The organism is Nonomuraea sp. NPDC059007, from assembly GCF_042740555.1.
GTDB lineage: Bacteria > Actinomycetota > Actinomycetes > Streptosporangiales > Streptosporangiaceae > Nonomuraea.
In genome coordinates this window covers 61,200-81,050 of record NZ_JBHYJD010000049.1, presented here as the reverse complement: position 1 = coordinate 81,050, position 19,851 = coordinate 61,200, and the positions used below count along the sequence as shown (strand labels likewise).

The 19,851-nt window shown below is 70.7% G+C and carries 17 protein-coding genes and 1 pseudogene; 6 read left to right on the top strand and 12 right to left on the bottom strand.

The annotated features are described in order from the left end of the window. Positions 1-313 precede the first annotated feature (313 nt). Positions 314-598: a hypothetical protein gene (locus ACFWY5_RS47120; RefSeq protein ID WP_379624556.1), complete on the top strand. Its 285-nt coding sequence runs from the start codon at positions 314-316 to the stop codon at positions 596-598. A 5-nt stretch (positions 599-603) separates the two neighbouring features. Here ACFWY5_RS47120 and ACFWY5_RS47115 read toward each other — a convergent pair whose 3' ends face one another. The 8 genes and pseudogenes from ACFWY5_RS47115 to ACFWY5_RS47080 all read right to left on the bottom strand — a co-directional run bounded on the left by ACFWY5_RS47115 (position 604) and on the right by ACFWY5_RS47080 (position 6,942). Further along, positions 604-1,080, bottom strand: coding sequence for a hypothetical protein (locus tag ACFWY5_RS47115; protein WP_379624558.1), 477 nt, complete (start codon positions 1,078-1,080; stop codon positions 604-606). A gap of 378 nt (positions 1,081-1,458) precedes the next feature. After that, on the bottom strand, positions 1,459-1,929 hold the full coding sequence (locus ACFWY5_RS47110; RefSeq protein WP_379624560.1) for a hypothetical protein: 471 nt from the start codon (positions 1,927-1,929) through the stop codon (positions 1,459-1,461). Further along, complete coding sequence (locus ACFWY5_RS47105; protein WP_379624562.1) at positions 1,926-2,072, bottom strand: hypothetical protein; 147 nt, start codon at positions 2,070-2,072, stop codon at positions 1,926-1,928. Before ACFWY5_RS47105 ends, ACFWY5_RS47110 begins: the two co-directional genes overlap by 4 nt. A 359-nt stretch (positions 2,073-2,431) precedes the next feature. Next, positions 2,432-2,758 carry a hypothetical protein gene (locus tag ACFWY5_RS47100; RefSeq protein ID WP_379624564.1) on the bottom strand — a complete coding sequence of 109 codons (327 nt, stop codon included), beginning with the start codon at positions 2,756-2,758 and terminating at the stop codon, positions 2,432-2,434. Between the two features lie 507 nt (positions 2,759-3,265). Then, a complete protein-coding gene (locus tag ACFWY5_RS47095; protein ID WP_379624566.1) occupies positions 3,266-4,483 on the bottom strand; it encodes a helix-turn-helix domain-containing protein in 1,218 nt (405 codons plus the stop codon). A gap of 628 nt (positions 4,484-5,111) precedes the next feature. Next, positions 5,112-5,243 (bottom strand): annotated as a pseudogene (locus ACFWY5_RS47090) (daunorubicin/doxorubicin resistance ABC transporter ATP-binding protein DrrA); the annotation flags it as partial. A 347-nt stretch (positions 5,244-5,590) separates the two neighbouring features. Next, positions 5,591-5,929, bottom strand: a complete 339-nt coding sequence (locus ACFWY5_RS47085) for a hypothetical protein (protein ID WP_379638791.1) — start codon at positions 5,927-5,929, stop codon at positions 5,591-5,593. 149 nt (positions 5,930-6,078) lie between these two features. Beyond that, positions 6,079-6,942 (bottom strand): LLM class flavin-dependent oxidoreductase, encoded by an 864-nt coding sequence (locus tag ACFWY5_RS47080; protein WP_379638789.1) that lies wholly within the window; start codon positions 6,940-6,942, stop codon positions 6,079-6,081. Between the two features lie 494 nt (positions 6,943-7,436). Here ACFWY5_RS47080 and ACFWY5_RS47075 point away from each other — a divergent pair, with 494 nt between their 5' ends. Then, complete coding sequence (locus ACFWY5_RS47075) at positions 7,437-9,596, top strand: transglycosylase domain-containing protein (RefSeq protein WP_379638788.1); 2,160 nt, start codon at positions 7,437-7,439, stop codon at positions 9,594-9,596. Here the strand turns inward: ACFWY5_RS47075 and ACFWY5_RS47070 are convergent. Further along, a complete protein-coding gene (locus ACFWY5_RS47070) occupies positions 9,587-10,006 on the bottom strand; it encodes an SRPBCC family protein (RefSeq protein WP_379638787.1) in 420 nt (139 codons plus the stop codon). The genes ACFWY5_RS47075 and ACFWY5_RS47070 overlap by 10 nt on opposite strands. A 22-nt stretch (positions 10,007-10,028) precedes the next feature. Between ACFWY5_RS47070 and ACFWY5_RS47065 the strand changes: the two genes are divergently transcribed. Then, positions 10,029-11,114 (top strand): sensor histidine kinase, encoded by a 1,086-nt coding sequence (locus tag ACFWY5_RS47065; RefSeq protein WP_379638786.1) that lies wholly within the window; start codon positions 10,029-10,031, stop codon positions 11,112-11,114. Here ACFWY5_RS47065 and ACFWY5_RS47060 read toward each other — a convergent pair. The 3 genes from ACFWY5_RS47060 to ACFWY5_RS47050 are packed head-to-tail and all read right to left on the bottom strand — an operon-like array spanning position 11,095 to position 13,449. Beyond that, positions 11,095-11,739 (bottom strand): response regulator, encoded by a 645-nt coding sequence (locus tag ACFWY5_RS47060; RefSeq protein WP_379638785.1) that lies wholly within the window; start codon positions 11,737-11,739, stop codon positions 11,095-11,097. The two genes, ACFWY5_RS47065 and ACFWY5_RS47060, sit on opposite strands and share 20 nt — an antisense overlap. Continuing rightward, entirely contained in the window at positions 11,730-12,848 is a 1,119-nt protein-coding gene (locus ACFWY5_RS47055; RefSeq protein WP_379638784.1) for a sensor histidine kinase, read from the bottom strand. The genes ACFWY5_RS47060 and ACFWY5_RS47055 overlap by 10 nt, the downstream gene beginning before the upstream one ends. Then, positions 12,832-13,449: a DedA family protein gene (locus tag ACFWY5_RS47050; RefSeq protein ID WP_379638783.1), complete on the bottom strand. Its 618-nt coding sequence runs from the start codon at positions 13,447-13,449 to the stop codon at positions 12,832-12,834. Before ACFWY5_RS47050 ends, ACFWY5_RS47055 begins: the two co-directional genes overlap by 17 nt. A 101-nt stretch (positions 13,450-13,550) precedes the next feature. Here ACFWY5_RS47050 and ACFWY5_RS47045 point away from each other — a divergent pair, with 101 nt between their 5' ends. The 3 genes from ACFWY5_RS47045 to ACFWY5_RS47035 are packed head-to-tail and all read left to right on the top strand — an operon-like array spanning position 13,551 to position 19,833. After that, positions 13,551-16,259, top strand: coding sequence for a DEAD/DEAH box helicase (locus tag ACFWY5_RS47045; protein WP_379638782.1), 2,709 nt, complete (start codon positions 13,551-13,553; stop codon positions 16,257-16,259). Further along, the gene (locus ACFWY5_RS47040) at positions 16,256-17,350 is read left to right on the top strand and encodes an SWIM zinc finger family protein (RefSeq protein WP_379624584.1); all 1,095 of its coding nucleotides are present in this window, start codon (positions 16,256-16,258) and stop codon (positions 17,348-17,350) included. The genes ACFWY5_RS47045 and ACFWY5_RS47040 overlap by 4 nt, the downstream gene beginning before the upstream one ends. Next, entirely contained in the window at positions 17,350-19,833 is a 2,484-nt protein-coding gene (locus ACFWY5_RS47035; protein ID WP_379638781.1) for a BTAD domain-containing putative transcriptional regulator, read from the top strand. The genes ACFWY5_RS47040 and ACFWY5_RS47035 overlap by 1 nt, the downstream gene beginning before the upstream one ends. Positions 19,834-19,851: the final 18 nt, after the last annotated feature.

The following is a 19,851-nucleotide window of genomic DNA, read 5'->3' as shown; positions in this document are numbered from 1 at the left end:
GCCTGGCGGCCGTTCGCGGCGCGGCGGACTCCGGCGAGCGGCCAAGCCCCGGCACGACCGGGGCGCACGCACACAGCCATCCTTCCCAATGCCGAACAACCATCAAGATCAACAGACGCCATTCCGCGGGACGGGCTAACGTGATCTTGGACGCGCCGCGCCGCCCGCCGGCCGAACTAGCTCCGCATGCGCTCCGCTGCCCTAACGGGTCGCCTACGGCGATTCAGACGGCAGGCGGGCGACGCTCCCGCCATTGCCCCCTACCTGCCACATTGCCGAACATCCAACAGGCGCCCGCCGTATCATCGAAGCTGTGACAGAGCAGGTGTGGACCGTCGCATGGTGGCAATCCGGCTGGGGCGTCTGGCCAGGCGAAGAACCCGACCTCACGACTGACCCCGCCTACACCACCTTGAACCTTCCGCACGTGGCATCCGAGGCCGCCACCTACTGGGCGCTGGGCGTGATCCCGCACGGTTCAGGATCGGTGCGTTGCCAGTTCGGCGGAGACCCCGATGGCGTAGCCAAGTGGGAGAAATGGATCGAGGAACAGCGCGCGATCCGACGCCGACGCCGCCGCCGACTCTGGCTTTTCTAGACCACCTACGAGATGTCCCGGGCGTTCTCACAGTCCACCGACGCCGTCTGTTCGTCCGACGCACGGAACTCCTTGCCTGTGTCGAACGTGCCCGCCTGTTCGACCCGCGCCCTGTACCGCCCTGACTTGCACGGCGACAGCGCGTAGGAGTACGTGTGCTCCCGCCCCGGCAACTCCGTGAACGGTTGCGAACCCACGTCGAGCCATTCCCCGCCGAACCTGCTTTCCTTGTACGACACCCTGATGTGCGTGGCCTGAGTCGCGATTACTGACGCGTTCGAGCACTTCTGATGGACCTGCACCCGCACCCGGGGGGCCGCACTGCCGAACCTGACCGCCTCTATGGCCACCTCCTGAAAGCAGCCGACCGCCGCAGCCGGGGGCGGTGGCGGGGGATCGGTCGTGCTACCGCCGCAGCTTTGCGGGGCCGCGCCGAGGACGAGGACCGCCGTCGCTAAGAGCTTGAACCTTGCACCGTGCATAGTTCGCTCCTCTCTGACCACTTCCGAACATGCCGGTACGGCAGCGCGGTTGGGACCACGGTCTTTGAGACCCGGTCTCTGGGGGCCATCCAGGAAACCAACCGCACTGCCGCACCTCGCCGAAGCGATGACGCCGAGCCTTCCTTGAGGCCCGTCATCCCCACCGGTTACGGCGGTAGAGGAGCATGCCACCACTCCGACCCGCCCGGTACCACGCTGCCTATGTCGGGTAAAACAGCGTGGCACCGGACATCTAACGCGGATGGCAGGCGCGACGCCATGAGCCCGCCATCCGCGACCCGAGGGCGACGACGCGGGAGATCACATACACTCACACCCCTTCTTGTGAGATGTTCGCTCACCGCGCCGCCGCCCAGCTCAACCCCTGCGATACACCGCCACGCACGCCTCGCACGCATACTGATCATCCGCCGAGAACGGCAACGCCCAGTCGTCGATAAACAGCGGCTTCACCCCGACCCCGCACACCGCCAGCGCGCGTTCCGCCCCCTCAGGCGAGCCGTACTCGACCGCGTGACTCACCCGCCCCGGCCCGCCGCCCTGCGCACCAAGCTGGTAGCGCTGCTCAAGCGGCACCAGCTTCACCGGCTCCGCCTCATACGTCAGGTCCTCCCACGCCACCACCCACCGCCGCCGAGGCGTCCCCGCCCGCCCGTCCAGCACCGCCTCACTCAGCCGCACATACGCGAACGAGTCACCCACAACCGCCCCCGTCACCAGCGCCAAACACCCCATCAGCACCGCCTCGTGACGCTGCGTCTCCTCCGGGCTATGCCGTACATCGATGATCTTCGCCCACTCGCCCACCTGCACCGCGCCACCGCTCACCGCACACCCCCGGCCACCAGCTCACGCCCGGCCGCCGACTCCACCGCCGCGCCGTCCGACTCCAGCTCCACCACGAACCAGACCGCACCCCGCATCCGCACCTCATCCAGCCAGAAGCCCCACGCCGCCGCCAGGTCCGCCACCAAGGCAAGCCCGCGCCCCGTGCACTCATACGCATCTGCCGAACGTGGCCGAGGCACCGACGAAGCCGCCCCCTGATCGATGACCACCACAACCACCGACAGCGCCCCGCCCGCCCTCTCCCGCCCCTCAAACGCCTCAAGCGTGAACTCCCCGCCCGCCCCCGACGCCGTATGAACCAGAGCGTTCGTCACCACCTCCGAGGTCAGCAGCTCCGCCAGCTCCCGCCCCGCATCCCCGTGACCCCTCCCCGCCAGGGCACCCGCCACACACCGACGCGCCACCCCCACCGCCCACGGCTGTCCGAGAAGGGTCACCTTCACCAGCCGGACACCGCGCAACCCAGGCCCGACGCCGCCCATCACACGACCCCGCTCAACACGGTCATAGCCGCATTCTCAGCGCCCGCCGCCACCCGCCGCTTCCGGTTGTGGCCCCAGCTAAACCACCACTCGCCGCTCTCCAGATCCGCCGTGATCCGCTTGTCGTTCGCCGCCCCCGGAACCCGCACATACATCTCCTGCCCGAACGGCAGATGCACCGACACCCCGACACCCAAATTCTGAAGGTCCCACGCCAGGTGCATCAGGAACGTGTACCGCAACGTCACCACGTAGTCCGCGCCCTCCGCTATCCGGGCCTCCTGCCACGGGGTGAGACGGGTCTTGTAGGTCTTAGAGTTGTTCACGGGTCGCACCTCCTGATGTGCGATCAAGGCCCCGGCCGGTGTCCAACCACCGCGATTCCGGGGCCGTCCTACTTCTAGGTCACGATTGCTTCGCCAGATCCGTTGCCCTGTTCCGGGCTGTCGGCGAGCCTCTCCGCCTCCGGCAGGCACCGAAGACTCAAGTGCTGCCGGTCATACTGATCAATCGACGGTGACAGCAGCTCCCAATAGGGACTTCTCACGACAGCGCCGTCACTGATCCGCTCCGCGCACCAGTCGCCGTGGCTCCGATCATCGAGAACTTCCCGCCAGATCTCCCACTGGCCAGCATGCGTTGCTTGTAGTTCTTCGAGTGTGCTTGGCCATGGACCGTGGAGCGTTTCCGCTCTCTGCCGCTCCGGTCGCACTTTATTTCACCTCCCGGAGAACACTTACTGGTGAATGTAAGAACGATTGGCCAGACACAACAGAAGCGCAGCACAGCCCTTTCGCTGTACTGCGCTTCTGAGGGGCTATGCTACGTAGCCCTTACTCGTAAATTCCCAGGTAGTCAGCTAGCGACCGTTGATCATCTGTGAGTACTCGCGAGCTGGAATCTATGACGTCACGGAACGTATCGCGAGCCATCTGCTGATATCGCAGCCAATGAGGACTACTGGAACGTAGATCAAGCAATACACCTACTGCCTGGTCTGCACCATTTGTCTGACTGTGCGCTCGCGCCACATCAAGCATGTGGCGGTCCCATTCCTCATCCGTCATGTCACTGCTTCGCCGTAGACCTGCCGATATTTCGAGCGCAGCCCCCGGATCACCGCCGACCAGCGCGTTCTCTGCCTGCTTCATCTGCACAGTGAGAGGCCCGAACGTCTTCGCGTCTACTGTCCAGTGTTCTCTCTGGAGAGGCCCGGCCGCCGCAGCCGCCATCCCGTGATACTCCCGAGCTTCCTGAGGCCGGTTGTTACGAGCTGCCGCCGCACTAGCCCTCAGGAGCATCCAGCCCCAAGCCGCGAGTTGATCAGCCGACGCAGACGACACCCGAGGTTCGAGCGAGTCCGCTGCATCCGAGCACAGTCGCTCAACCTCCGCGAACCGCCCTTGTCGAAGCATCGCATGGGCCTGCCCGCTGATAGCTGCCGCTGCAAGCGGCTTGTCGTCGATCTCCAGAGCATCACGCAAGGAAGCGTGAAGCGCGGTAAGCGCCAGGTCATGGGCCCGAATCTGAATCAGGTAGCGCCCGGTAAGCCCCACGATGTTCGCCCGCGTCCGCAACGCATCCGAACGCACCCGCTCAGGGAGCCCGTTAACGTGATGATGAGCCGAACGGACCAGCGCCGGAAGGATCTCCGCCAGGGCGTCGTACCGATCCGTTTGGTAGGCGCGAGTCATCGCCCCCACTGCCTGATCGAGCCGCGTCAAGTCCAGATCGTCATCAGCTCCACCGTAGAGAGGCGTTCCCTGGAGTCCGATCGGAGGATTGATCGCCGCTCGAATTTCTGCCAGTACAGCCGCGTCATGATCTTCGTCACGCGGTTCAGGGGAACGTGGAGTGACGAAGGTAAGCGTCACAACACCTAGAGCACGCGCAAGCTGATGGAGTGTTTCGAGGCGCGCACTCCCACCTTGTTCGATCTTCTTTACCACGGGCACGCTGAGATTCGCCGCGTGCGCCAGATCCTCCTGAGTCCACCCCTTTAGGCGTCTCTTGTCTCTCAACCGGTTACCCATTGATTCGTCAGCCGACATGACGTGCCGCCTTCCTAAAGGGACCGTGACGCCTTCAGGCTAACCGAACTAGCCCTTTACGGATGGTTTCCCTGATTAGCCGCACGTTGAACCAGGAGAAGCATTGCCAAACCTCGCCTGCCGCCGCTCGCCCTGCCCGTACTAATGACTGCCCAGGTCAATGGGGTCGCGTCCGCGCCGGCTGAACTCGCTAAAGGCTCGCCCCAACGGGGTGGCCTACGGCCATTCAGACGGCCCGCACGCTCACGTCCGGCACCAACAGCACACCCACCAGACCGGAACAGCAGGCCCGTAGCACACCTACTGCAGAGGCGTTGCCGGATCGTTTCGGAGCCGTCCGGCGGGGACCCCTCCAAGATCACAATCGTGGGGCCAGGAGGGTGGTACCGGTCCGGGGTGCAAGCCCCCCTCCTTGCTATACAGCGTATGGCCCCACAATTCTGATCTTGCCCCACCGGCCAGCACCACCGCAACGATCCGCCAACCCCTCCCACGTCCCCCGAGCAAGCCCGGCCCGTAGCCGCACCCCTGCCACCCGCCCACCGAGCCGGAAACACACACAGACATGACCCAACCCCAGCGAACCCGAACCGACACCCCCAAAGGCACAAATAGGTCACATTCCGTGCGTGGTCTTGCCCGCGCCGTTGGGACCGAGCACCGCCAGCACGCTGCCCTGGCGGGCGGCCAGGTCTATTCCGGCCAGGGCGGTGGTCGTGCCGAAGCGTTTGACCAGCCCTTCTGCTTCGAATGCGTTCATGACCGCCAGCGTGCTCGGCGGCCCTGGCAGATCCCGCACAGATCGCTGTCAGACCCGCGCACACGCCGAACTCCGATGCTGCGGTCCTGGGCATACGTCAACCGCTGCGGCCGGTTCCGTCCCGACCTTGGACAGCGGCCTCGAACTCGGGACCGCCGGGTGGATCGTGCTCCTCGGCGGTGCGGATCAGGATTGCGCGGGTTCTCGGGTGGCACGGTGTAGCAGCCCGGAGCCGCCCGCCGCTAGGCCGAGGTGAGGTCTCCCCCGTTGGCCAATCCGGGCAGGCAAGGGCGGTTGTCAGGGCAGGGCGGCGTGGAGGAGGGAGTGGAGGCGACGGCGACGAGCTCTCACGAGCGGGACACGGCCTTGACCTGCGCCCCGCTGACGGGCGTTTCGCGCCGCACCTGGCCGCTGGGGAGGTCGAGCACGCGCAGGCGCCCGTCCTTCAGCTGGTGCAGTCGCTTCCAGCCGGCATCCGGTACGGCCTCGCCGTACTCGCGGATCTGCCTGCCGGTGGCCAGGTCCACCGCGACCAGCCCGGACGCGGTCCTGGCATACAGCGTCCCCGCGAGTCCGACCGGCCGGGTGGGCGGCGGGTCTGGCGGCTGCTGGTTCCGCCTGGGTTCCGGCGCAGGCGGACAGGGCGGGCAGGGTGGCCAGGGCGAGCGCCCCGGCCAGCAGTTCACGTCGCGTCGTCCTCACACCTGCCCTACACCGCCCGGCCACGAAAGGTTCGGCGCCTACTCGACCGCGAGGGGTCCGCGCCTTTCCTGCCGGCCGCAACGGGGTTGGTGGCCTCTCTCATCGACCGGCTGTGCGAGGTTGCCGTCTCTTTTCAGGTGGCCGGTGGGCCGTGTTCGATGCGGCGCATGACTGGGACCAGCTTGTCCAGGGTGTCGCCGCCGATGTGCTGGCGTTCGTCCCACCAGGTGACGCCCTCCTCGATCAGGGGCGCGATGATGGCCCGTGCCTGCGCGGAGTCCGTGGGGGTGACGCCGCCGGCGACGATGTCGAAGGGATCGGTCCGGTCCAGGCGGGCGCGTTCTTCGCGGGTGAAGGCGATCAGGTCGCGTACCTCCTCCACGTGTGGGGGTTGTCCGTGCCTGGCGGACTCGAACAGCGGGACCGCGCCGTCCCAGCGGGCCGCGCGGCGCATGGGGCGGCGGTTCGGCCAGTATCCGGCCACCCACACGGGCGGGCGTGGCTGCTGAACGGTGGCCGGTAGCAGCGCCACGTCATGGGCCTCGAAGAAGCGGCCCTTGTGGGTGACCGGCTCGCCGCTCCAGTAGCGCGCCATCAGGTCGAGGCCCTCATCCAGGCGCGCGGCCAGTTCGATCGGGTCGGTGCTCTCTCCGAACGCGCCGTACTCCTCCTCGATCGGCGCGCCCAGGCCCGCGCCGAAGATGACCCGGCCGCCGCTGAGGGAGTCGAGGGTGGCGACCTGGCGGGCTAGTTGCTGGGGGCGGCGCCTGGCCACCGGGGTGACCAGCGTGCCCAGCCGGAGACGGGTGGTGGCCAGCGCGGCGGCGGTCAACAACATCCAGGGGTCGCCGAAGGGGGTGCGTTGCTTGCGGTGTACCACGTGGTCCCAGACGAACAACGCGTCCCAGCCGGACTCTTCCGCGGCTGCGGCGACCTTGGCCACGTTCCTGGCGTCGGCGAACTCCCCGAAGTTCGGGATGTTGATCGAAAAGCGCATCCTCGCATCCTGTCCGATAGGCGAACGGCCCGGCAATCGACAGGCCGCACCGACCTCCCAGGCAACCTGGCAACCACCCACCGCGATGGCCTGACAGCGCGTCTGCCGAGCCGCCCGACAACCACGCGCCTGGGAGACCCAACAGCCCCGCCTCGAAGCCGCCTGCCGGGCAACCGCCTCTCAGCAATTCGCCAACCGCCAACCAGGCAGCCTGACAACCTGTCTGCCGGACAGCCGCCACGCCAACCGCGTTCCGGGCGGCCTGGCAGAGGCGGGTGCTGGGTAATCCGACAGGGGCGGGTTGGTGGGTCTCGTGGGGCTGGGTAACCTGCCGGCATTCGCGGGCCAAGGTTCCATCGAGGCATCGGGAAGGGCTGAAAGACCTGCGACGATAGCCGTTTCATCATCGCCGGATGGCGGATATCGGTCTTGGACATGTCCCTGCCCGATCTGGTCTTATTTGATGCGACATTTCGGGGAACGGGGGGCACGGGGTGGGGAAGCGGGCTGGTCGGAGCGTCGCGCAACTGGCGGGGGTGGGGCTGGCGGCCGGAGTCGTCGCGGCGGGGTTGGGGGCGCTGCCCGTCGGGGGCGCGGGTATGGCGATCATGGCGGCTACCGGCGAACTGCAACCGGTGGAGCTCAAGGAGCCGCCGCTGGCGGAGAAGTCCACGCTTCTGGACGCCGCCGGCAAGCCCATCGCGCAGTTCTATGAGGTGTACCGCGAGATCGTCCCTCTGGCCGACGTGGCCGAGACGATGAAGACGGCGATCATCGCGATCGAGGACTTCCGCTTCTACGAGCACGGCCCGATCGACTTCCAGGGCATGGCCAGGGCGCTGGCCAAGAACCTGTCGGCGGGCGGGGTCAGCGAGGGCGGCTCCACGATCACCCAGCAGTACGTCAAGCAGGTGCTCCTGACCCAGGCCCGGACCAAGGAGGAGAAGGCCAAGGCCCTGGAGACCAGCTACGCCCGCAAGCTCAACGAGCTCCGCTACGCCATGTCCGTGGAGCAGAAGTACACCAAAGACCAGATCCTCGAGAAGTATCTGAACATCGCGTACTTCGGCGCCGGTGCCAACGGTGTCGAAGCCGCCGCCAAGCGGTTCTTCGGCGTCCCGGCGGCCAAGCTCACGCTCGGGCAGGCGGCCACGCTGGCGGGAGCCGTACAGTCGCCCAGCAACACCGACCCCTCGGTCAGCAAGGCCCACCGCGCGCGGCTGCTGGAGCGCAGGAACGTCGTCCTGGACCGGATGGCCGGGCTCGGCAGGATCTCCAAGGAGGACGCGGAGGCCGCCAAGGCCAAGAAGCTCGGTTACAAGGGCGTGCCGCTGCCCGGCGGCTGTGAGTCCAGCCCGTACGCCTATTTCTGCCTGTACGCGCGCAACGAGATCCTCAACGACCCCTCCTTCGGCAAGACCAGGACCGCCCGCAAGCACTTCCTGGAGCGCGGCGGGCTGACGATCCGCACCACGCTCGACCGCCGCATGCAGGCCGCGGCCGACCGCGCGATCAAGAAGCGGGTGTACGCCACCGACAACCCCGTGGCCGCCGAGGCGCTCATCCAGCCGGGCACCGGCAAGATCAAGGCGATGGCGGCCAGCCGCGAGTACGGCAGCGGCAAGAACCAGATGTCCTACAACCTGGTGGCCGACGTCGCCCACGGCGGCGGGACCGGCTTCCAGCCCGGCTCGACGTACAAGACGTTCACGCTGGTCACGGCGCTGCAGCAGGGCATGCGGGTCAACGACGGGATGACCGTGGGAGCCGGATACCGCGCCCCCGGCTACTCCACGTTCAAGAACTGCAAGGGCGGCAACGTCGGCGACCCCACGCACACCGTCACCAACGACGAGGGCTCCGGCGGGTACAAGACGCTGCAGACCGGGACCTGGGGCTCGGTCAACACGTTCTTCCTGGAGCTGGAGCAGCGGGTCGGGCTCTGCGAGACGGTCAAGACCGCCAAGGCGCTCGGCAGCAAGCGGGCCGACGGCAAGCCGCTGGGCGAATACCAGACGTTCACGCTCGGGATCAACGAGAGCGACCCGGTGACGGTGGCCGCCTCGTACGCGGCGCTGGGCGCCCGGGGCAAGTACTGCGCGCCGATGGCCATCACCGCGATCACCGACCGCGACGGCAAGAAGACCGCCTACGAGCCGGAATGCCGCCAGGCGATCGACCCCGAGGTGGCCGACGCGACCGCGCACGTGCTGTCGGGGGTGTTCACCAAGGGCACGATGCGCGGGGTGGGCGGCATCGGACGTCCGGCCGCGGGCAAGACGGGCACGACCGACGACTACGCGGCGGCCTGGTTCGCCGGATTCACCCCTGATCTGGCGGCCGCGGTCAGCATCGGCGACCTGCGCGGCGCGCAGCGCTACAAGCTGACCGGCGTCACGATCGGCGGCCGGTACTACGGCCTGGTGGCCGGGGCCACCATCGCCGGGCCGATCTGGCAGGAGACGATGACGGACGCGCTGAAGGGCGTGCCGCAGACGCCGTTCACGCCGCTCAACACCGCCCGCTTCGGCGGCGGCGAGCCGCCACCCAGCGAAGAGCCCCCGAGCGACGAAGAAGCTCCGCCCAACGACGACGAGCCGCCCTTCAACGACGAAGCGCTGCCGAACGACGAACAGGACGCGCCTCAGCGCTGAGCCAGTTCCCCCAGCCTGAGCAGCGACCGCCGGGCCAGCAACACGGTCGCCGCGTGCACCACCGGCCAGCCCGGCAGCGCCCACCGGGGCACCTCGACCCGCTCGGCCCACACCACCCGGCACCACCGCGGGCCGAGCGGCCGTACCCGGAAGGCGCCCTCCCCGCGCACGATCGCGCCGGTGTGCTCCACCCGCACCCGGCGCGGCGGGTCCCAGTGGGTGATCGTCATCGTGTCGAGGAAGCCGAACGGCCTGATCCCGGTGTAAGCCTCGATCATGTCAGGCCCGGCCTGCCAGGCGTCGGTCATGAACATCCACTCGTGGTGGCGGGGCCAGTCGGTGATGAGGGCGAAGACGTCCTCGGCCGGTGCGTCCAGCTCGACGGCCACGGCGGCGTACCTGAGGCTCATCAACCCAGCCTACGGTGGACGGATGCAAGGTGATCGCCCCGGCCACGCCCGGCCCGGACTCAAGGGCTTCCTCGGCTTCGGCCTGCTGGGCGTGGGCGTGCTCTGGGACTGTCTGGCCGGGGTCTACCAGCCGGTGTGGCCGGCCTGGGCGGGGCTGGCGCTCACGCTCGGCCTGTACGCGATGCTGATCCTGTCCCCGCTGCCGGTCGCCGCCGCCCGCTGGGTGGTGGCGGCGATGGCGGCCGTGGTGACGGGCATGGCGCTGGTCTACGCGAACGGCTGGTTCTACCTGTTCCCGCTGCTCGCGCTGGCCTGCGCGCTGGTGCTTCAGGGCCGCGCCGTACAGCTCGCGCTGGGCGCGCTGGCGGCCGTGACCGCGTTCGCGGTGTGGCGCGGCGGCGAGGGGATCGGGCCGATCATGGGCTTCGCCTGGGGGTCGTTCAGCACGGGCGTGGTGATGGCGGCGTTTTTGCGGCTGCACGTCGTGATCGCCGAGCTGAACCGCACCCGGGAACGGCTGGCCGAGGCGGCGGTGGCCGAGGAACGATTGCGCTTCTCCCGGGATCTGCACGACCTGCTCGGCCACACGCTCTCGGTGATCGTGGTGAAGGCGGAGGCGGTGCGGCGGCTGGCCGTACGCGATCCCGAGCAGGCGGCGCGGCAGGCGTCCGACATCGAGTCGGTGGGCAGGCAGGCGCTGACCGAGGTACGCGAGGCGGTGACCGGCTACCGCGAGGTCAGCCTGGCGGTGGAGCTGGAACGCGTCCGCGAGGCGCTGGAGGCGGCGGGCGTGGAGGTGGTCGTGCGCCGCGACGGCGCGACGCGCTCCGCGCAGGCCGAGGCGCTGCTGTCGTGGGTGGCCCGCGAGGCGGCCACGAACATCCTGCGCCACAGCACGGCCGCCCACGCGGTCTTCGAGGTGGCCGACGCCGCGCTCACGGTCCGCGACGACGGCGCGCCCAAGCATCGGGACCGGCCGCCGGGCGGCGGCCTGCGCGGCCTGTCGGAACGCCTGGCCAGGGCCGGGGGCAGCGTCGAGGCCGGTCCGCTGCCCGGCGGCGGCTACGAGGTGCGGGCGAGCCTGCCCGTCACGACTGCAGATAGCTGAGTACGGCCAGCACGCGCCGGCTGTAACCGGTGGTGTGGGAGAGGCCGAGCTTGTCGAAGACGGCGTTGACGTGCTTTTCCACCGCGCTCTGCGAGACGTGCAGCGCCTGGGCGATCGAGGCGTTGGTCAGCCCCTGGGCCATTTGCTCCAGCACCTGCCGCTCGCGCGCGGTCAGGCGGGAGAGCGGGTCGGTGTGGCTGGTGCGGGCCAGGAGCTGGCGGACCACCTCCGGGTCGAAGGCGGCGCCGCCCTCCCCCACCCGTTCCAGCGCGTCGAGGAAGTCGGCCACCTGCGCCACCCGGTCCTTCAGCAGGTAGCCGACGCCGTCGACGCTGCCGGTCATGAGCTCGGTGGCGTACTTCTTCTCCACGTACTGCGACAGGACCAGGACCTTGACCGACGGCCATCGGCGCCGGATCTCCAGCGCCGCGCGCAGGCCCTCGTCGGTGTGGGTGGGCGGCATGCGCACGTCCACGACGACGATCTCCGGCTCGTGCGCCTCGACGGCCTCGATGAGCGCCTGCCCGTCGCCGACGGCCGCGGGTACCTCGTGGCCTTCCTCGTGCAGCAGCCGTACGAGGCCCTCGCGCAGCAGCGTCGAGTCCTCGGCCAGGATCACCCGCATGGCAGCTCCGCGGTGATCACGGTGGGGCCGCCGGCCGGGCTGTCCACGAGGAGCCTGCCGTCGATCGCGGCCACCCGCCGGGCCAGCCCGGACAGTCCCCCGCCCGTGGGTACGGCTCCGCCGCATCCGTCGTCTTCGATACGCACGACGACCATTGTCCCGTCCTGCCGGATCTCCACGCTCACGCCGGTGGCCGCGGCGTGCTTGGCGGCGTTCGTCACCGTTTCCGAGACCACGAAGTAGGCGGCGGTCTCGACGGCCATCGGCGGGCGCACGGCCAGGTCGCAGCGGATGTGCACGGGGACGCTCGAGCGTTCGGCGACCCCGGCCAGCGCCTCGGCCAGGCCGAGGGTGTCCAGCCCGCTGGGGTAGACGCGCCAGGCGACCTCGCGGAGTTCGGCCAGCGCCCGTTGCGCGTCCTCGTGCGCCTGGACCATCAGTTCGGTCTTGCCGCCCCGGCGGGCACGGCCGATGAGCATGGACAGCGCGACCAGGCGTTGCTGCAGCCCGTCGTGCAGGTCGCGCTCGATCCTGCGCCGCTCGGCGTCGACGGCGGCCACGATGCCGGCCCTGGTCTCGGCCAGTTGCTCGATGCGCCGGATGAGCGCGGCGGTGGGGTCGGGGGCGAGCATTCTGCGGGCCAGGCGGCGCTCGACCACGCGTACGCCCACGAGTCCTGAAATATCGAGGAAAAGCAGCACGATGCCGATGAGGCCGAGGTAGAGCAGCAGCGGGACTGTGGGCATCATCCCGTCGTACGGCTCGTTGTGCATCCACGCCCAGCTCGCGCGGGTTCCGGTCGCGATTCCGAGTTCCAGCAGCGACAGGACGAGGCCGCCGAGCAGGCCGAGCGGCACCCGCGCCGCCAGGTAGGCCATGGCCCGCCCGGCGTCGGCGAGTTCGTCCACCGGCACCCGCAGCCGCCGGGCCTCGGTCCGCGCGAGCCACAGCGCCGCCCGGTCCAGCGCGGTGGGCGAGGTGGCCCCGCCCGCCTTCCGGAGGGCGTGGACCGGCGCGGCGACGATCAGGAAGACGAGCTCGGCCACCGCGGTGAGGGCGCCGAGCGCGATCTCCCAGAGCAGGCGCAGCGCGTCAGCGGCGCGCTCCATGCTTGCCCTTTCGCCGTTCGCTGAGCCGCATGCCGATGAAGACCAGGACGGCGAGCACCGCGAGGCCGAGCACCACCTTGCTCCCGATGCCCACGTACGCCTCGACCAGGTGCCAGCTCTCCCCCAGGTAGTAACCGGCGAGCACGAAGATGGAATTCCAGATCGCGCTGCCTGCCAGCGTGAGCACGGTGAAGGTGGGCAGCGGCATCCGCTCCACACCGGCCGGGACCGAGATGAGGCTGCGGAAGATGGGGATCATCCGCCCGAAGAAGACCGTCTTCTTCCCGTGCTTCTGGAACCAGGCCTCGGTCTTCTCGATGTCGGAGATCTTCACCAGCGGCAGCTTGCCCGCCAGGCGCAGCGTGCGTTCGCGGCCCAGCATGGCGCCCACCCAGTACAGCGCCAGCGCCCCCACCACCGAGCCCAGCGTCGTCCACACCAGTGCGTCGATGAGATCCATCTCACCTCGGCTGGCGGTGAAACCGGACAGTGGCAGGATCACCTCACTTGGCAGCGGGGGAAAAAGGTTCTCCAGCGCGATCGCGAGGCCCGCCCCTGGCGCGCCCAGGGTCTCCATGAGGTCAACCACCCAGTCCGTCATGTCATGAAGGCTAGGCAAGATCCGGGTAAAGCGAGAATGAGGCCTACTCCCGAATCGTGGTGGGGTAAACCACAGGTTCATGTACCGTACACTGTACGGCTGTGACTTCCTTGGTACGGCATGCCGTCGTCTTCGAGCCCGGTGATCCACCACGAGCAGGGACGATGGCCTTCCTCGCCCCCGACGGCGAGGACGGCGTCACGGTGGCCGAGCAGGAGGGCGGCGCGGTGCGTACCCGCCGGGTTCCGGTGCGCAGAATTCCCGTCTCGGAGGCGGTCGCCGTGCTCGCCAGGGCCAGGACCGACCACGAGGCGCACCCGGCCGCCCGCTTCTGGGGCGCCGCGGCGCTGGTGGCGCTCCAACTGGTGACCAGAGGGCGGATCCTGCCCGGGGTGTCGGCCGGCGACCACGACGCGTGGCGGGCGGGGCCGTTCGACGCCGCCGACGTGGCCAGGATCAGGGAACTGGCCGACGCCATGCCCGCCGCGGCGCGAGCCGTACCGCTGGAGGAAGGCCCTGACGGGCCGGTGCTGCCCGACGCGGACAGCCACGTGCGGGCCTTTCTCGACGCGGTCGCCGACGCGATGCCGCGCTCGCCCGGCGCGGTGCGCGCGACGGGAACCTCCGCGTTCGCGGCGATGCGCCCGGTGAAGGTGCCGCAGTTGCGCCCGTGGGCGGAGGAGGTCGCCGCGGGTCTCGACTCCGGGGTACGGCTGTCGCTGCGCCTGGAGTGCGACGACCCGGCCGGATCGGAGTTCCGCGCCGTGGTCCAGCTCCACAGCCTGGCCGACCCCTCACTCGTCGTCGACGCGGCCGACCTGTGGGCCGGCGAGGACCCCGGCTTCGGCGCCCGCGCCAGGATCGAGACGATCATCGCCGTGCGCCGCGCCGCCAAGGCCTGGACCCGGCTGGAACGCCTGCTGGAGAGCGCCGTCCCCGACGAGCTCACCCTGACCGACGGCGACGTCGAGGAACTGCTGGCCGGCGCGTCCACCCGGCTGACCGGCGCCGGCGTGGACGTGCACTGGCCCAGGTCGATGGTGCGCGGGCTCAGCGCCCGCGCCGTGCTCGGCGAGAGCGAGCAGGCGCCCTCCGACCTGCCGTCCTACCTGGGCGGCGCCCAGCTGACCAGCTTCAACTGGCAGCTCGCGCTGGGCGGGCAGCGGCTGACGGCGGCCGAGATGGACCAGCTCGCCGAGGCGCACCGCCCGGTCGTCCGCCTGCGCGACCAATGGGTGCTCATCGACCCCGACGTCGCGCTCAAGGCCCGCCAGCGCGAGCTCAAGCCGCTGAGCGGCATCGACGCCCTGGGCGCCGCGCTGACCGGCACGGTGGAGGTCGACGGCGAGCAGGTCGAGGTCGAGCCGAGCGCCTGGCTGCTGGAACTGCGTGACCGGCTGGCCGAGCCCGAGGAGATCGGCGTGCCGTCCGGGCTGGCCGCGACGCTGCGCGACTACCAGCTCCGCGGCCTGCGCTGGCTGGCCAGGATGACCTCGCTGGGCCTGGGCGCGTGCCTGGCCGACGACATGGGCCTGGGCAAGACGATCACGCTGATCGCCCTGCACCTGCACCGGGGCGGTGGTCCCACGCTGGTGGTCTGCCCTGCCTCGTTGCTGGGCAACTGGGAGCGGGAGATCACCCGATTCGCGCCGGGGGTCCAGGTGCGCCGCTATCACGGGACAAATCGCGATTTGTCGGACGAAGGCTTTGTTCTCACGACTTACGGGACGATGCGGTTGGATGCCGAGAAGCTGGCCGCCCATCCGTGGGACCTTCTCGTCGCCGACGAGGCCCAGCATGTCAAGAACCCCGCCTCCAGCACCGCCAAGGCGCTGCGCGACATCCCCGCCGCGGCCCGCGTCGCGCTGACCGGCACCCCGGTCGAGAACAACCTGTCCGAGCTGTGGGCGATCCTCGACTGGACCACGCCGGGCCTGCTGGGCTCGCTGGCCCGCTTCCGCGCCCGCTGGGCGAAGCCGGTCGAGTCCGGCGACTCCGTGGCGGCCGAGCGGCTGGCCAGGCTGGTCGGGCCGTTCCTGCTGCGGCGCCGTAAGTCCGATCCCGGCATCGCGCCCGAGCTGCCGCCCAAGACCGAGACCGACCGTCCCGTGCCGCTCACCACCGAGCAGGCCGCGCTCTACGAGGCGGTCGTGCGCGAGATCATGGCGCAGATCGCGTCCGCCGAGGGCATGGCCAGGCGCGGGCTGATCGTCAAGCTCCTGACCGGGCTCAAGCAGATCTGCAACCACCCCGCCCAGTACCTGCACGAGGCGGCGCCGCAGCTCACCGGCCGCTCGGGCAAGCTGGAGCTCCTCGACGAACTGCTCGACACCATCACCGCCGAGGACGGCGCCGTGCTGGTCTTCACCCAGTACGTGGCCATGGCCAGGCTGCTGGAGAAGCACCTGGCCGGACAGGGCGTCGCCACCCAGCTCCTGCACGGAGGCACCCCAGTGCCCAAGCGCGAGGAGATGGTCCGGCGCTTCCAGGACGGCGAGGTCCCGGTCTTCCTGCTGTCGCTCAAGGCCGCCGGAACCGGGCTCAACCTCACCCGCGCCGACCACGTCATCCACTTCGACCGCTGGTGGAACCCGGCCGTGGAGGACCAGGCCACCGACCGCGCCTACCGCATCGGCCAGACCCGGCCCGTCCAGGTCCACCGGCTGATCACCGAAGGCACCATCGAGGACCGCATCGCCGAGATGCTCGCCGCCAAGCGCTCGCTGGCCGAGGCCGTGCTGGCCGGCGGCGAGGCCGCCCTCACCGAACTCACCGACGCCGAACTCGCGACCCTGGTGGAGCTGAGATGACCGCCGTCAAGGGCTTCCCCGCCTTCCCGCCGCAACGCGCCGGGGCCCGTTTCGCCACCTCCTGGTGGGGCCTGGCGTGGGTCAAGGCCATGGAGGACACCTCCCTGGACCACACACTCCTGCGCAAGGGCCGCGCCTATGCCAAGACCGGGCAGGTCGGGCCCATCGCCGTCTCGCCCGGACGGCTGGCGGCCACGACCGAGGGCGAGTACGACACCGTCGTACGCGTCGCCCAGCTCACCGACGCCGAATGGGAACGCTTCCTCGACCAGGTGGCCGCCCAGTCCGGGCACATCGCCGCGCTCCTGGACGGGGAGGTGCCGCACGCCCTGGTCGAAGCGGCCGAAGACGCCGCCGTCCCGCTGCTGCCGACGGTCGGCGACCTGGAGCCCGAGTGCGACTGCCCCGACTGGGGTCATCCGTGCAAGCACGCGGCCGCCCTGTGCTACCAGACGTCCTGGCTGCTGGACGGCGATCCGTTCATGCTGCTTCTGCTGCGGGGGCGGGGCCGTACCGAACTGCTGGAGGCCCTTCAGCTGCGCGACGCCCCCACGCCCGCCGCGACGGGCATATCGGCATTGGCGGCGTTCTCGCTCGGCGTCCCGCCGCTGCCCGCGCCACCGCCCGTCGCGGTGGAGTACGTTCCCCTGGAGCTGGAGGCGGCCGCGGGCGTGGACGTCGCGGCCCTGAAGGTCCTGGCCGCCGCGGCGTCCGCGCGGGCGCGCGAGCTGCTGTCGGGCGGCAGCCCCGCCGTCCTCACCGAACGCCAGGACCGCGTACGGCTGGCCGCCGAGCACGACCTGGACATCGGCGACGCGCCCGCGGTCCTCGCCTGGCAGTACGGCGGGCCGTCCGGCCTGGAGGTGCTGGAACACGCCTGGACCCCCGGCAGGCAGGAACTGGCCAGGGCCGAGGCCGCCTGGCAGCGCGAGGAACTGCCCCCGGTCCAGGCCGCCCGCAACCGCTGGACCCTGGGTTCCTTGCAGTTGCGCCTGGGCAAGGACGGCCGCTGGTATCCGTTCACGCTGCGCGAGGGCGAGTGGTGGCCCTCCGGAGCACCGGAACGCGACCCCGCGGCGCTCGCCTACTGATGACCGGCATCCGGATCGGGCTGCTCGGGCCGACCACCCTGTCCGGGACCGTATCCCTGCCCGGACGGCCACGGACGCTGCTGGCCCGGCTGGCGCTCGACGCCGGCCGCCAGGTGGCCGTCGACGCGCTGACCGAGGCGGTGTGGCCGGGCAGGCTGCCGGATCACCCCGTGCGGGCGCTGCAGTCGCTGGTGTGGCGGTTGCGCGGCGCGCTGCCGGACGGCCTGGAATCCGGGCAGGGCTGGTACCGGCTGAACGTCGAGGCGTCCTCGGTGGACGCGCACCTGTTCGAGCGCCTCGCCCTCGAAGGCGGCCGGGCGCTGCGGGAGGGCCGGGCGCAGACCTCGCAGAGGCTCCTCGGTGAGGGGCTCGCGCTGTGGCGGGGTGACGCGCTCGCCGACGTGGCCGACTCCCCGTTCGTCGCCGCGGCGGCCCGGCGGCTGCGGGAGGCTCGGCTGACGGCCACGGAGGACTGGATCGAGGCCGGGCTCGTGGCAGGGGCGGAGCCGTCCCGGCTGGTGGCACTGCTGGAGGAGCACACGGCCACGCACCCGCTGCGCGAGCGTGCGCACGGGCTGCTGATGCGGGCGCTGCGCGCGGCCCTGCGGCCGAGCGAGGCACTGGCCGCCTACGAGCGCTTCCGGGTACGGCTGGCGGACGAACTCGGCGCCGACCCCGGCCCCGAGCTGGTGGCGATCCACGCGGCGTTGCTGCGGGGCTCGCCCGGCGCCGCGGAGGTGCGGGCGCGCGGCAACCTGCGGGCTCCGCTGACCGCGATCGTGGGACGGGAGGAGGACCGGCGCCGCGTGGGTGAACGGCTGGCGGGCGCGCGGCTGGTCACGCTGGCCGGACCCGGAGGGGTGGGGAAGTCGAGACTGGCCGCCGCCGTGGCCGGGGACCTCCGCACGGACTTTCCCGGCGGCGTGTGGTGGGCGGATCTGGGCGCCGTGGCCGGTGACGACGACGTGCCCGCGGCGGTGGCGACCGCCGCCGGGCTGCGCGAGTCTCTGCCGCCGAACCCGGTGCGCGACGTGGTCGCGCGCCTGGCCGAGGCGTTCGCCGGCCCGCCCGCGCTGATCGTGCTGGACGGATGTGAGCACGTGGTCGACGGCGCCGCCCGGCTGGCGGGTGAGCTGCTCGGGCGCTGTCCCCGGCTGACGGTCCTGGCGACCAGCCGGGAACGGCTCGGCCTGGCCGGGGAGGCGCTGTGGCCGGTGCGTCCCCTGCCCGTAACCGGGCCGGGCGAGGACGCGGCGGCCGGGCCCGCCGTACGGTTGTTCGCCGAGCGGGCCGCGGAGGCCGACCCCGATTTTGTGCTGTCGCCAGGCAACCTGACCACGGTCACCGGCATCTGCCGGGAGCTCGACGGGCTGCCACTGGCGATCGAACTGGCCGCCGCCCGGTTGCGGTACGCGAGCCTGGAGCAGCTGGCCGCCCGCCTGGGCGACCGCTTCGGGGAATTGGTCGGCGGCAGCCGTACCGGCTCGCCCCGGCACCGCACGCTGCGCGCGGTCGTCGACTGGAGCTGGAACCTCCTCGACGAACCCCAGCGCCGGCACGCGGCCAGGCTCGCGGTGTTCGCCGGGACGTTCTCCGAGCCGAGCGCCGCGCGGCTGGGCGTGCCCTTGGAGACGCTGACCGAGCTGGCCGACCGCTCGCTGATCGGCGCGCACGCCGGCCGCTACCGGATGCTCGACACGATCCGCGCCTACGGCCGCGAGCGCCTGGACGAGCGCGGCGAGCTGGAGCAGGCACAGCGCGAGCACGCCGCCTGCTTCCTGGACCTGGCGGAACGCGCCGCCCCGCACCTCCGCGGCCCCGGACAGCGGCGGTGGACGGCGGACCTGGCCGCCGACCGGGACAACCTGCTGCTGGCCTTCCACCACGCCCGCGAACACGGCGACGCCGCCACCGCGCTCCGCCTGGCGCTGGCACTCGAGGCGTTCTGGGCCGGGCACGACGATCACGCCCAGACCGCCACGCGCCTGCGCGCCGCCCTGCTGGTGCCGGGCCCGGCGCCGGAGGGCGCGCGAGCGGCCGCGACGGCCTGGTGCCTGTTCCACGCCCACCTGTGCGAACAACCCGCCAGAGCCGCGAACCTCCCCCCGGCCCCGCCCCCGACCGGCCGGGTGGAGGACACGATCATCCACGCGCTGACCACCGGCGACCCGTCCGTCCTCGTGCGCGGGCGGCCGCATCCCGATCCGTGGCTGCGCGGCAGGCTCGCGGTGGTGGAGGGCATGCTGCACGACCGCGCCGGCGACGCCCCCGCGATGCGCCACCACCTGGCCGCGGCGGCGCGAGCGTTCCGCGAGGCCGGGGGCGGCTGGGAGGCGGCCATGGCCCTGGCCTACCTCGCCGCCGAACACACCAGGGCAGGCCACCACCACGAGGCCGCCGCCGCCCGCACCCAGGCCCTCTCCCTGGCCCACGACCTGAACATCACCGATCAGGTACGGCAGGCGTGGGCGGAAGCCGTTTGAGAGCGATTTGAGAGCGTC